Source organism: Bradyrhizobium arachidis (assembly GCF_024758505.1).
GTDB classification, from domain to species: domain Bacteria; phylum Pseudomonadota; class Alphaproteobacteria; order Rhizobiales; family Xanthobacteraceae; genus Bradyrhizobium; species Bradyrhizobium manausense_C.
In genome coordinates this window covers 1,476,221-1,488,994 of sequence record NZ_CP077970.1, presented here as the reverse complement: position 1 = coordinate 1,488,994, position 12,774 = coordinate 1,476,221, and the positions used below count along the sequence as shown (strand labels likewise).

Below are 12,774 nucleotides of genomic sequence, written 5' to 3'. Positions count from 1 at the left end.
AACTTGAATCCTGAGGCTGGCCGCGGACTTAATAATTGGGAGCGCGATGGGTACGACAGTCAAAAGGACCGTCCGAGCCAGAGCCCTTGATGTTGGCGTTGTAGTATTGTCCCATCGAGGGTGCAGCCAAAAAGGCCTCGAATGTCGCCGCAGGCATCTCGCAATAGGGATAGTAGACCGATCTCAGTTGTACGATCATGAAGTGCTGGGATTTGTCATAGCATGCTCGGTTGATGAAACTGCTCCGTGAGATATCGGTGCAGGCGAACGGCGTAAGATCTAGCTTACCGAAATATTTTACGTCGATGATCTCCGCCGTCGCGCAGGTGGCGCCAGCGAGAGAAGCCGTGATCAGGATGGCGAATCGGAACATGCTGGACGCCTCCTCATGCAAGACCCGCTGGGGTTTACGTTAGGGATGTTTTTCAGTTTTTGACGCGCGATCTTCGGCCGCGACTGCTTCTTTCTCGCACATGTAGGCGCCGCGCTTCGTGGTGCCGTAGCTCTTCGTTCCCGCGAAGTGATAGACCTTCGACGGCAGGTTGACCCACACGACAGTGTCAGTCGGGCAGCGGGCTTTTGCGGAAGCTTCATCTGCAAACTGCCCAGCCTCCAGCGTTGCGTTGTCTTTCGGCGCGGAGGTTTGTGGGACCGGCGCAGGTGCCGCAGTCGTAGTGGGAGCCGGCCTTTGCTGCGCAGGAGCTGGCGCAGCTTGCGTGGCGGTTGGTGCCGGCCGGCTTGGCGGGGGCGCCGTGGAAGTTGGCTTGGGTTCGGGAGCGGTCGCACTCGGCATGGTGCTGCTGGCCCTGCACTGCTCGACGTAGGCCTTTTCGGTGAGGCCACGGGCTTGAAAGCCCGCCTTATCGGCTCGCCACTCGGCCATCACTCCTTGGCGGTCTTCTGGGAAGACGGGGCGCTGGTTGACGGTGACGGCGCCGCAGCGGGCGTTGCGGCGATCGGCTTCGGCGCCCGGGCAGAAGCCGCTGGGGCCGCACCTGCCCTGCACTGTTCAACGTACGCTTTTTCGGTCACCCCCCGGGCTTGCATTCCGGCCTTGTCGGCGCGCCACTCCGCCGTACATTCCTTCGCAGTTTTTGCGAAGGCCGCAGCTGCCGAGATGCTACATACAACCACAGCTGCGATGAGACGATTACCGATCTTCATGTTCGTTTTCCTGCCTCCGTGGCCCACTAATTCGCCAAGGCGGTCAATTCGTCTCGTTGGGCAGTGATCGCGCGTACGCCGCGACTGAACCGCGGACGTCCGGTCGTAAAAAACCCGCTGCAAGTGTTCTTTGCGTCACACCGATCGCATTCTTCCACGAAGCCGTTCTTCCAGTCCGAGATAGACTGGAGCGCATGCGGCCAAACAGACTTCGGGAGAACACATTTCGGAAGGTTGTAGACCGACACGTTGACGCCGGCGGCACTCAAGTGATCGACGGCCCTGGCGAGTCCGTCGACGTAGTCCACTGGATCCATCCAAAGCATGGCGTCGTTTGCAATGGCAAACCCCGTGTTCTCTAGCCCCATCAACGCGACGTGGTCGACGAACGGCAGATTGCGGGCAATCCACCGACCCGTGTCCTCGATGATCGGCGCGGTCAATGCATGCAGGACGACGCGGATTTCGACCCGTTGTCCCCGGTCCTTGAGCTTCAGAATACCCAGGATCGTCTCGTCGAACGCACCCTTGGCCTGCACCACGTGATCATGGACATGATCGACCGAGGCATAGACCGGAATGGCAGCCATCAGGTTCGGGTGGCCGATATCCTTCCAAGCGTCGACAATCCGCGAGTCGGAGAATGCGCGGCCGTTGGTGAGCACCTGGATGGCCGTCGCCGGCAGCTGTTCGCAGCACTCCTTGAGGACGCCGGTGAAATCTTCCCAATCCGACAAGGTCTCCCCGCCAGTAAACGTCAGCGCACGGGTCGCCCGATCAATGAGAGGCAGGCTTTTCTTGATTTCGCTGAGTATCCACCGGTCATCGACATCTTTCGGTGGTTGCGAGCACATCAGGCAGTAATTGTTGCACCGTTCCGTGACCAGAAACGAGTTGTGCGCTGAATTCTGGCGATACAGCGTGCGGAATTTCCTCGATGCATGATCGAAGCCGATGACATCGCCGTCCGCGAGATAGTCATACTTCGGGGGAACGGTGACGAGCCGTCCTGTGAACGTACCGGGTAGATCGATTGAGCCCTCGGAGACGACAAGGATGGACGGCCAATCGGCTTGTATCGCGCGCCGGATGTCGTCTGGCGTTTTGGCGAGCGCGAAATCAGCCACATGACGTTCGGCGGCACTGTCGACCGACCGGAGCCTGAGGACCGATCGGGCGTTGTCCGACGAAAATCCAGCGCTCTGCGAGGCCGTGCCATAGAGAGGAAGGGTCATGCGGCGGCCCATCGTCGCAAGACGGCAGCATCTTCCGGAGAGTTCTTCAGAATGTCCAGCAGCAGGCCCATGATGCCTTTTTGGCGAGCGCAAAATGCCGACAGAGGCTTGATTCCCAAGGCGTCCCCCTGCGTCGCGTGATGATAGACGGGGTCCGCGCCGCAGTGGCTCTCATACACACAGGTCGAGCATTCGGGTGCGCACTGCGTCAGCGACGACGAAATCGCGCCGATCAGCTTGTCCGACAGGATGAGCGAATTGTAGCTGTTGTGTTCGACGTGACCGAGCCGGAAAGCGTCGTCGCCAATCTCGGCCAACATCCTACCTTCATCCGACGCGAAAACACTGCCGTCATAGTTGTAGACCAGCGCGCCGAGGCCGGCGCCGGCGGGGCTGCGCAAATCAACGTACCCGATGGGTCGGTCCGAGAGCATCCGAGTGAGAAGCAGCGCCGCGTAGAACTCCCGGAAGGGGGGGCCCTGTCGGTTGATCTCCAGAACCCGGCGCAATCCTCGCTCGTAGAACGCAAGCCACTTCTGCGCGTCGTACTTGGCGAACTGCTTCGTTTTGATCGCAAATCCGAACGGTGAAAGTGGGCGCAGGAAGATGCCATCCAGCCCCAATTGGAGATATTCGTCGATGATCTCGTCGACGCGGTCGAGGCTCGCCTCCGTGGTAGTCATCAAAGCCCCGACTCTGTCGGGACCTAGCATCTCCCTGGCACGCCGGATTCCAGCTACAGCTAGTTCATGACTGTTTGCGCCGGGTCGCGGACGGTTCCTGTTGTGCAGGTCAGCGGGACCGTCGAGGGACGTCGACAGCTGCACGTTGTTCGCCTTGCAAAAGCTAAGAACAGCATCGTCCAACAAAGCCAAGTTTGAGCGATGACGAAGTCGAGCTTCTTGCCGGACCGAGCCTTCGCAGCGGCAACAATCGTCCTGATCAGCGGGAAATTGAGAAGCGGCTCCCCTCCCTGAAACTCAATCTTAATCCGAGCCGATGGGCTGGCGAAGGCAATGTCCAGAGCGCGCATCGCCGTTTCTGCGCTCATATCGAAGCGAGAGCGATCGGTGCTTTGGCGCGAAACCTGGCAGTAGGGGCAAGAGTGTTCGCACCGCAGCGTTACGACGAAAATATGAAGCGGGGTCACCTGCTGCAGGAATGACATCCGGCTTCTCAGCCGAGCCGCCAAGAGCTGCCGTTGCGCCTTCTGGCTTGTTCCGGTGACTAGATGAGCCGCATAGGCCTTTTCGTAGAGGCCGTCGCCGGGTCGAACCTGAAGGTCGATCAGCCTGTGCAGTTCATCTTCGGCCAGGCGTATGAAATCGCCGACCAGGTTGGCGACGAGGTACTGGTTTGCACCAGTGCGCTCAAAATTGAACGGCAACAAAGAGAGATCTTCGGTCGCCGCGCTGAAGATCTCAGGAGGTAAAAACCGTGCCATGGTTCTCCGGCAGGACTTTATCCGGCATCATTTTGGTTAGCGGCCAGGGCCCCGAAGGCAAGTGCAAGGATGACGTTCCGAACGCCCTCCGTTTTTTCGGCGACGCGAGCCCGCAAGTTTTCGTCGGCGACCAGATTCAGAAACCGCTCCTTCAGTTCGTCCGAACTGAGCACGGCTCCCTTTTGCGGATTAGAAGAAGCCAGGCGGCAGACATAGCGGTCGCGCGCCCGGTCAACCCGGCAGGTCGCCGTTCCGATCAGACGATAGGCTGCCGCATCCAAAGCACTCAGGCTTTGGATGCTTGAATCAAAATCGACAGCTACTACGATCGGGGACGCCGCAGGAAGCTTAGCGGCTGGAGGCATGGGACGCATGAGAGGCGTGTGAAGCATGCGACGCGTGGGAGGCATGCTGGGCGACGATGGTCCCGTCGGCCTGCTTCGTCATGACGAACCCAAGAAGGTCTTGACCAACCTGATAGTGGGCATTTGGCTGAAGGTTGGGGAGGGTGCTTGCGGCCGCTACCGCGGTTGTATTGTTGGCAGAAACTGTCTTGGCCTCGGCGCCCTGAACCGAAATTCCGGTGAGCGATGCGAGCGCAGCGCCAAGCGAAAGCACAACCTTTGATTTCTCAGTCATATAGCCTCACATTTAATTTGCTCAATCAATACCCTCTCCCACTACTTCCGAGGGCGCGAAGTCCATAGCTCTATTGCTCGAAAGAGCATCCGGTCCGGACCGACCCGACAATGACATCTTCGAATTCTCGTCGCGTTGCGTACAGATTTCTCGGTTTCCACTCGATGTCTTCATCGAACTCACCGTCGAACAGGTCCATACGCGCTGAACGTACCGTACTCTGAAAGCAAAATTTCTTCGACTAGACCCGACTAGAGTTTGAATTTATGCGCTTAATTGGCCGACTGCGCAGCTTTTTCGCGCGCGCAAGCGCTGATCCTTCGTCTACGCCAGTAATGCAGGAGAGGTGAGTTGAGATGGACGCAAGCATAACCATGTTCTGGCAAGAAAAGACTCAACTCAAGTCTCCACAAGAGCGATTCGTTTGGTCGGCCATCGGGTTAGGTTAATTACTTTTTGCCGATCTATTCCCACGAAGACGCGAACCTCGTCGACAGCTTACGTTTTACTTTCGTGAACGCAGCTGGCTGCACGCGGGACCAAGGCAGCTCAGCCCGAAAAAGCGCTTGTACCAGCCGAGCAGGATCGCTCCACCGTCGCCCGTAAGCGGACCCGCTGGAAAGCAGGATCGACGTCGCGCGGTTGGTTTTTAACGACGAGACGTGCATCAATGGCACTGCTGCCCGGGTGGGGGTCCTGTGGGCAGCCCCTCCAAACATCTGTTCCTTTCGGCCATTGGCCATGATCTACATCGCGGCGCCGCGTCCCAACGGCTGGTCCACGCACTCGTTATGGCGCGCGTGCGGCCATATTATTTGTATCATGCTGACTTGGTGCGGGGAGCTGAGCACTTCAGAACATCGATCGCCGAAGGGATTCATATCATCGAAAATCTCCGCGGACATACCTCCGGGTTTGCGGTGCCCCAATATGTGATCTGCACGCCGCTTGGTACCGATCCTGGTCGTGAACCGTAAGATCCTCGCATCGATTACATCTCCTCTGGATACCACTGCGGGAAACTCGCGCCAGTCACGGCGCTGTCCGTGTCACGCCTGGCGCAAAAAAAAGCCGCCCCAACGGGGCGGCCAGTGTGTGTTCGTCGCGGGAGGAAAATTACGACGAACGAATTCAGCACAAACGCGTCAGCGTCTTACCCAATCCACCCCAGGCCGATTGCAGCTGAGGCTTTCTGGGATCCGAACGCAGAGCGGCTCATCGCCTTCTGTTGCCTAGACGTGCGCACCTCGAAATCAACCGTGCCCTTGCCGCTGCACAATAGCCACTTGTCGATGTTGTTTGATGCATTGGTTCGTCCATTAACGCTGAAATTCGGCGCAAATTGCGTATTTTGAAGGATTTCCACCCGGAGCGAGCGGGGGTTACTTCTATCGGATTTCAGGGACGCAAGCGGCAACTCGCCGAAGCCGCCGGACGGGCGGCGCGTATATGACAGTCGCCCGAAGCCACTCACTTACAGCCAACCCCGCCAGCATGTTGCCATCTCCTCCAATGTTCGGCCACTGCCTCGTGTCGCCAACGGTCATCGGCTCACACGTGAAATCATCTGGTGAAGTTGGACTTTGTTGCAATACCGCTCTCCTAAGACCAAGGCGTCGATCTCTGCATAAGGACCCTTCAGCACGCGTCTCTAGTTTCGGCGACGGATTGCTGAGGTTGCGAGCTGCTGTTCGCCAGCCGAATTCTGTTTAAGCCAGCCATGTTGAGCCTCTTCTGGCTGTGCCTCTATCCTTTGGCTGCCCCCTCAATTCGCGTCCCAGCTCAACAATAGACGTCACAGCGCCGTCCCTATTCACTAGCCTGCTGCAGAGATCCGGCCGAACTCCGTGGCCTGGCGCTCCAACAGCCGCCGATAGATCCCGCCGGGCCGCCTCGTCAGAGCAGCATGCGTGCCCTGCTCGGCGATAACGCCGCCATCAAACACCAGAATGCGGTCGAGGCTGCGCACCGTCGATAGCCGATGTGCGATCACAATCGAGGTACGGCCCTTCATCAGCCGTTCCATTGCTTCTTGGATGAGGGCTTCCGATTCCGAGTCGAGGCTTGAGGTTGCCTCGTCCAGGATCAGAACCGGCGCATCGGCGAGAAAGGCGCGCGCCAGCGCGATGCGCTGCCGCTCGCCACCTGAGAGCTTGACGCCACGCTCACCAACCAGCGTGCCGTAGCCCCTACGCAGGCGCAGGATGAACTCGTGCGCATTGGCAAGCCGCGCCGCGCGCTCGATCGCCGCCATACTGGCTCCCGGCCGGCCATATGCGATGTTCTCGGCGAGCGAACGGTGGAACAGGATCGGTTCCTGCTGCACGACAGCCATCTGGCTGCGGAGCGATTGCTGCGTGGCCAGAGCGATGTCCTGGCCGTCGATCAGAATGCGCCCGCCCGAGATATCATAGAGCCGCTGCACCAGCTTAACGAAGGTCGTCTTACCTGATCCGGAGCGGCCGACCAGACCAACCCTCTCGCCGGCCTTTATGTCAACCGATAGCCTGTCGTAGAGCGGTGCTTCGCCGCCGCCATACTGGAAGGTGACGTCGTCGAATACGATCTCACCGTCCTCAATGGCGATAGGACTTGCATCCGGCGCGTCCACGACCCCGATCGGCTCGTCGTGGATCGCGACGAGCTCCTCCATATCGTTGACCGAACGCTGGAGGTTGTTGATGTATATGCCAACCTCACGCAGATATGCGTGGATAACGTAGTAGCTGGTCAGCACATAAGTGACATCGCCTGGTGAGGCGAGCCCAGCCATCCACAGCAGCACCGAGCCGCCGATCACCGAGGCTCGCAGGCACAAGAGCAGCGAGATCTGAGACATCGCGGCATAGTTGTAGCGCAACCAGGTTCGCAGCGACCGCATTCGCCAGCGGTTGATGGTGCGGGCGAGCCGAGCTTCCTCACGCGCTTCAGCGCCGAAAGATTTTACCACCGCATTGCAAGTAATCGCATCGGCCAGCGTGCCGCCAACCTTTGTGTCGCAGGCGTTGGAGACCCGTGCGGCAGGCGCGATATAGCGGATCGCGAATATCAGCGTAATCGCGGCATAAAATGCCGTACCAATCGCGATCACGCCGCCAAGCGCAGGCCAATGCAGCCCGAGCAGGATCATCGAGCCGATCAGTATCGTCAAAGACGGCAATAGGCACACCAAAATGGTATTGTTGAGCAAATCGATCGCCCCCATTCCGCGCGTGATCTTTCGCACACTCGAACCGGCGAAAGAGTTGGCGTGCCAATCGGTTGAGAACCATTGGATGCGCATGAACGCCTCGCGCGTCACATCCGACATCGTTTGAAGCGTGAACGGAATGATTGCCCGCAGACCTATGAAGCGCAGGATCAACGAAACTAGTCCGAGCGCGACGATACCGCTGAAGGCGACCAACGCAGCATGTCGCGCCGCCTGGTTGTAAGGGCCTGCCGTCAACGCGTCGACGAGATGGCCAGAGTAGACCGGCATGAACAGGTCGGCCACCGTTGACCCGAGGAAGCCCACCAGTACAAAGGCGGCACGGTAGGGTTGGCGCAGCCAGTGGCGGAAGGCGAACTGCATCACCGCCCAGATCGCGATCGGGCGTTTGTCATCCATAGCAGTCATGTCGAAATCCGGTCATGCCCAGCGCGCACAACGGCTCCATCTGAATTGAACCAGCGTCGCAAGAGCGTGATCGAGATGAAAGAATTGCATTTCATGACAGGCGAGTAGACGGCATACCCGTCAGGTTCGGGGCGCCAGATTTATGTTCGATCCGGAAGACACGCAGGGCGCGCATGAAATGACATGTGACCGTCATCTCAATCAATCGCCAAGGCTGGTAGTTGACTGGGCGGCACCCAGCCATACGTGGATAGCCGGTAGCGCGAGGGCAGAGGGATAAACATTAAAATTGGCCGCGCACCAGACATTGCTTCGCGGCGAGAAATATGGGTGCCCGCAAGTGAGTTTCGAGCAACTCGGGGGCTAGCAGACCTGACAAGAGATCGCCCATGGGGCGATGGAGCCCTCAAATTTCCAGGATCCCAAATGCTCCCGGTACTGGGCCAAGCGGCCATCAGATGGGTTTGCTGGCGCGGCAGAAAACATCTGCCGCTCACGTGAGGCGCGCAAAAAAAGTGCCGACGCGATGCAAATCACCTAAATCATCGCGTGCAAACCACCAGAGCTGCCGCCAGTGAGGCTGCGTTCGCTCATCGCATCGCGTTCGACCACGAATAAAGACCAGATCTCAGGAGCGCATTGTCACTATCCGCGATGTCAATGCGTTCCATCCAAAAAATCGATTTCCCCAATTCAGGTGCTGCCGGGTAGGAAAAACGCCTGCAATTGAGCAACATGGTAGGTTTCCTGTCGGGAAAACTACGAGGAGTACGTCATAATGGACGCCCGCAATCCGGTTGTAGGCGGGTTTTTTGCCGGCTCCGCATCAGCCTATGATTGGTGGCAAGGACGCCTGCTCGAAAAGCATGTAGGTGATCATGTCCTCCCCTTCAGCAAGATGGACCGATCGCGCTGCCCCGGCTTCCGCCCGCAGGCAACGGCTTTGCGCCACGGTGGGCCAGTTGTGATGTCGAGGCGGCAACCAAGATTGAACAATTGTCGGTCAGTCTGTGATCTACAGCCCGCGGGCTCGTCCCCACAATTCTGTGCCTTGGCGATGGTGACGCCAACCTCTATTCGCTTTGGATCGATCATCGAGTGACTACCGGCGGAGCACGCGATCCTGCTCGCATCGAGGCTGAGTCATTACTGATCTTATAGGCAAGTTCTGAAATATGACGTGAATGCCGGCACGGCAACGGCCGTCGCCGCTGTAGATCTCGAGGATGTTCAATATGAACGCGAGGGTCATGATCAGGTTCGAAACGCATAGGTTGCCGGGGCATTTGCGTCGGCTCGAGGCCGAGTCGATCGAAATTATGCGGGAAGTAGTAGCCGAGTTCAAAAAGCCGGTGATGCTCTATTCAATCGGCAAGGATTCCAGCGTCATGCTGCACCTTGCGCTGAAGGCATTTTACCCGGCGAAGCTGCCTTTCCCGTTGATGCATATCGATACGACCTGGAAATTCCGGGAGATGATTACTTTTCGCGACGAGACGGCAAGACGCGTCGGAGCCGATCTGATCGTTCACATCAACAAGGACGGTCTCGCGAAAGGTATCAATCCAATCCACTCAGGTTCCACGCTACATACCCAGATTATGAAGACCGACGCCCTCAAGCAGGCGCTCGATCTGTATGGATTCGATGCGGCATTCGGTGGCGCGCGGCGCGACGAGGAAAAAAGCCGCGCCAAGGAGCGCATATTTTCGTGCCGCTCGGCAGGACATGTCTGGGATCCGCGCAACCAGCGGCCCGAACTTTGGAAGCTTTTCAACACCCGGATCCGACAGGGGGAAACGATGAGGGTGTTCGCGATGTCGAATTGGACGGAGCTCGACATTTGGGAATACATCATGCTCGAAAGAATTCCTGTCGTCCCTCTCTACCTTGCGAAGCACCGGCCGGTGGTGCATCGGAACGGCACCCTGATCATGATGGACGACGAGCGGCTCCCGCTCTTGCCCAACGAGACCCCTAAGATGCGGAGAATCCGCTTTCGTACGCTCGGGTGCTATCCCCTAAGCGGCGCCATCGAGTCGGACGCCACGACGATCGAGGACATTGTCGCCGAAATGCGGGTTGCGAGAGTTTCGGAGCGGCAGGGGCGCCTCATCGACACGGATGAGGCGGCTTCAATGGAGAGGAAGAAGCGGGAAGGATACTTTTGATGGATATGGACGCCGCGCCTTTCGTCGCCGAGGCCGACAGCAAGGATCAATTGCGCTTCATCACGTGTGGCTCGGTCGACGACGGAAAATCGACGTTGATCGGCCGACTCCTACACGACAGCAAGATGCTCTATGAGGACCAGCTGCAGGCGCTCACGCGTGATAGCGCCAAGCAAGGCACGACCGACGGTGACATCGACTTCGCCTTATTGGTCGACGGCCTTGAGGCTGAGCGCGAACAAGGCATTACCATTGACGTCGCTTATCGCTTTTTCACGACGCCGCGCAGATCGTTCATGGTCGCCGATACACCGGGCCACGAACAATACACCCGCAACATGGCGACCGGCGCCTCCAACGCGCAGCTCGCCATCATCCTGATCGATGCGCGCAAAGGGGTTCTGGTGCAGGCCAGACGCCACTCCTTCATCTGCTCGCTCTTGGGTATCCGGCACGTCCTCCTCGCCGTAAACAAGATCGACCTTGTCGACTATCGCAAGGATGTCTTCGACGGCATCGTACACGACTATCTTGCCTTTGCTTCGGAGCTCGGCTTCACCTCGATCATCCCGGTTCCAATCTCCGCCAGATACGGCGACAACATCGTCAAGCGATCCGGCAATACCGATTGGTATGACGGCCCGCCGCTCCTGGATTACCTCGAGAGTGTCGAGGTAGAATCTAAGACGGTCGGCCTGCCCTTCCGCTTTCCGGTACAGTGGGTGAACCGTCCCAATCTCGATTTCCGCGGGTATGCTGGCACTATCGCTTCCGGAAGCGTCGCGGTTGGCGATAAAATCGTCGTGGCACATTCGGCTCGCAGCTCGCGTGTGAAGCGGATCGTGACCTATGATGGTGACCTTGCAGCTGCCGAAGCAGGCGATGCGGTGACGATTACCCTCGAAGATGAGATCGATGTCAGCCGCGGTGATATGTTGGCGAGCCCCACGCAGCCGCCTGAAATCGCCGATCGGTTTGCTGCTCATCTGATCTGGATGGACGAGGAACCAATGGTGCCGGGCCGCTCCTATGCATTCCGGATTGGCACGCAATCGATCGCCTCCGGCAGCATTAACCGCTTCAAATACAAGATCGACGTCGACACGTGCGAGCCCGTGGCGGCGGCCACGTTGAATTTCAATGAGATCGGCTTTTGCGAAGTGGCCACTGTTCTGCCTGCGAGCTTCGATCCGTACCGTGTCAACCGGCGCACGGGATCCTTCATCATGATCGACCGCTATACCAACCGGACCGTCGGCGCGGGAATGATCGAATTCCCGCTCCGGCGATCGGCTAGCACCGCCTGGCAGCCGTTGACGATTGACAAGGAGCAGCGTTCGACGCTCAAGCATCAGAAGCCGTGTATCATATGGTTCACCGGATTTTCCGGTGCCGGCAAGTCAACGATCGCCAATATCGTCGACCAGAAGCTGTTCGCGAGGTCTTATCACACGATGCTGCTGGACGGTGACAACCTACGTCACGGTCTCAACCGTGATCTCCTCTTCACTAAAGCAGATCGGATGGAGAACATCCGGCGTGCAAGTGAAGTGGCGAAACTGATGCTGGAAGCCGGCTTGATTGTCATCTGCTCGTTCGTTTCGCCCTACAAGACCGACCGCGACATGGTGCGCAGGCTCGTCGGGAACCGTGAATTCGTAGAGGTCTTCGTAGATACGCCAATAGACGAATGCGTCCGACGCGATCCGAAAGGCCTTTATTCCAGGGTAAAGTCAGGCGAGATCAAGAACTTCACTGGTGTCGATGCGCCGTACGAAGCGCCGAACACACCGGAGGTGCATTTGAAGACATTGGATGAGCCACCGGAGCAATTGGCCAATCGGGTTCTCGATGCGCTTGCCACACAAGGGATTATTTCCATGACATAGCTCGATCTGAGGAACTAGCCAAGTTGGATCGAACCTGCCAGATGAGCCGTCCTGACGATAATCACCCGAGGCCTCGGTCATCTATATGAAAGATGACTACCGCCAGGTCTCAGAGCTTGGTCAGATGCTCAACCGCAAGTATCCGATCAGCGCAAATGTAGGATCTCAAGATGGTTGTTGCCTTACTTCGGCACTTGGAAGGAAAGCGCCCGTGCTGACATGTTTCAACATCGCGCTTGGCACGGGGTATCTGGGGTGATGTCGGTTGCCAGATTACTCTAGGCCCATCTATCTAGCGGTTTTGCGAGCCATTCAGCCGAAAATGCCTCCGAACACTTAATTCTTCCACAGCTTCTTTCGCTTCACAAGCCGCCGGCACACCTCAAGCAGGTCCCAAGGGATTGCATCGAGAACTGAAGCTAGGTCCGAAGAAGTGACGCCAAGTGGACGCGGAAAGGCAATCCCGCTCAGAGCCTTGCAAAGCTGCAATAATGTGGCTGATCGGCGGCCAGGCCCCCCATCATAGGACGATCGCCGATTTCCGGAAAGGTGCGGCGGTCCGGAATGTTTGTGCGAAGTTCGTCGCACTATGCCGGCAAATGGGCCTGTTGCA

General features: G+C 58.1%; 11 protein-coding genes. 3 read left to right on the top strand and 8 right to left on the bottom strand.

Annotated elements, in window-relative coordinates; translation table 11 throughout:
• Positions 1-28: 28 nt before the first annotated feature.
• From KUF59_RS06680 to hxsA2, 7 genes are all read right to left on the bottom strand, one after another.
• The gene (locus KUF59_RS06680) at positions 29-373 is read right to left on the bottom strand and encodes a KTSC domain-containing protein (RefSeq protein ID WP_258768940.1); all 345 of its coding nucleotides are present in this window, start codon (positions 371-373) and stop codon (positions 29-31) included.
• 39 nt (positions 374-412) lie between these two features.
• A complete protein-coding gene (locus tag KUF59_RS06675) occupies positions 413-553 on the bottom strand; it encodes a hypothetical protein (protein WP_258768939.1) in 141 nt (46 codons plus the stop codon).
• A 637-nt stretch (positions 554-1,190) separates the two neighbouring features.
• Positions 1,191-2,399 (bottom strand): His-Xaa-Ser system radical SAM maturase HxsC, encoded by a 1,209-nt coding sequence (gene hxsC / locus KUF59_RS06670; RefSeq protein ID WP_258768937.1) that lies wholly within the window; start codon positions 2,397-2,399, stop codon positions 1,191-1,193.
• Positions 2,396-3,226 carry a His-Xaa-Ser system radical SAM maturase HxsB gene (hxsB, locus tag KUF59_RS06665; protein ID WP_258768936.1) on the bottom strand — a complete coding sequence of 277 codons (831 nt, stop codon included), beginning with the start codon at positions 3,224-3,226 and terminating at the stop codon, positions 2,396-2,398. The genes hxsC and hxsB overlap by 4 nt, the downstream gene beginning before the upstream one ends.
• A complete protein-coding gene (locus KUF59_RS06660; protein WP_258768935.1) occupies positions 3,142-3,843 on the bottom strand; it encodes a radical SAM protein in 702 nt (233 codons plus the stop codon). The genes hxsB and KUF59_RS06660 overlap by 85 nt, the downstream gene beginning before the upstream one ends.
• Before the next feature lie 17 nt (positions 3,844-3,860).
• Positions 3,861-4,208, bottom strand: coding sequence for a hypothetical protein (locus KUF59_RS06655; RefSeq protein ID WP_258768934.1), 348 nt, complete (start codon positions 4,206-4,208; stop codon positions 3,861-3,863).
• The gene (hxsA2, locus tag KUF59_RS06650) at positions 4,192-4,482 is read right to left on the bottom strand and encodes a His-Xaa-Ser repeat protein HxsA2 (RefSeq protein WP_258768933.1); all 291 of its coding nucleotides are present in this window, start codon (positions 4,480-4,482) and stop codon (positions 4,192-4,194) included. Before hxsA2 ends, KUF59_RS06655 begins: the two co-directional genes overlap by 17 nt.
• Before the next feature lie 791 nt (positions 4,483-5,273).
• Here hxsA2 and KUF59_RS44255 point away from each other — a divergent pair.
• Complete coding sequence (locus KUF59_RS44255; RefSeq protein ID WP_408918109.1) at positions 5,274-5,459, top strand: hypothetical protein; 186 nt, start codon at positions 5,274-5,276, stop codon at positions 5,457-5,459.
• An 839-nt stretch (positions 5,460-6,298) separates the two neighbouring features.
• Here the strand turns inward: KUF59_RS44255 and KUF59_RS06645 are convergent.
• Positions 6,299-8,101 carry an ABC transporter ATP-binding protein gene (locus tag KUF59_RS06645; protein ID WP_258768932.1) on the bottom strand — a complete coding sequence of 601 codons (1,803 nt, stop codon included), beginning with the start codon at positions 8,099-8,101 and terminating at the stop codon, positions 6,299-6,301.
• Positions 8,102-9,336: 1,235 nt separating this feature from the next.
• Between KUF59_RS06645 and cysD the strand changes: the two genes are divergently transcribed.
• Together cysD and cysN are read left to right on the top strand one after the other, a co-directional pair.
• Positions 9,337-10,272 (top strand): sulfate adenylyltransferase subunit CysD, encoded by a 936-nt coding sequence (gene cysD, locus KUF59_RS06640; RefSeq protein WP_258768931.1) that lies wholly within the window; start codon positions 9,337-9,339, stop codon positions 10,270-10,272.
• A 5-nt stretch (positions 10,273-10,277) separates the two neighbouring features.
• Positions 10,278-12,161, top strand: a complete 1,884-nt coding sequence (gene cysN, locus KUF59_RS06635; protein ID WP_258769964.1) for a sulfate adenylyltransferase subunit CysN — start codon at positions 10,278-10,280, stop codon at positions 12,159-12,161.
• Positions 12,162-12,774 lie beyond the last annotated feature (613 nt).

Coding starts and splice junctions, on each gene's coding strand:
- KUF59_RS06680 (WP_258768940.1), bottom strand. CDS start 373: ATGTTCCGATTCGCCATCCTGATCACGGCTTCTCTCGCTGGCGCCACC.
- hxsC (WP_258768937.1), bottom strand. CDS start 2,399: ATGACCCTTCCTCTCTATGGCACGGCCTCGCAGAGCGCTGGATTTTCG.
- KUF59_RS06660 (WP_258768935.1), bottom strand. CDS start 3,843: ATGGCACGGTTTTTACCTCCTGAGATCTTCAGCGCGGCGACCGAAGAT.
- KUF59_RS06655 (WP_258768934.1), bottom strand. CDS start 4,208: ATGCCTCCAGCCGCTAAGCTTCCTGCGGCGTCCCCGATCGTAGTAGCT.
- hxsA2 (WP_258768933.1), bottom strand. CDS start 4,482: ATGACTGAGAAATCAAAGGTTGTGCTTTCGCTTGGCGCTGCGCTCGCA.
- KUF59_RS44255 (WP_408918109.1), top strand. CDS start 5,274: ATGGCGCGCGTGCGGCCATATTATTTGTATCATGCTGACTTGGTGCGG.
- KUF59_RS06645 (WP_258768932.1), bottom strand. CDS start 8,101: ATGACTGCTATGGATGACAAACGCCCGATCGCGATCTGGGCGGTGATG.
- cysD (WP_258768931.1), top strand. CDS start 9,337: ATGAACGCGAGGGTCATGATCAGGTTCGAAACGCATAGGTTGCCGGGG.
- cysN (WP_258769964.1), top strand. CDS start 10,278: ATGGACGCCGCGCCTTTCGTCGCCGAGGCCGACAGCAAGGATCAATTG.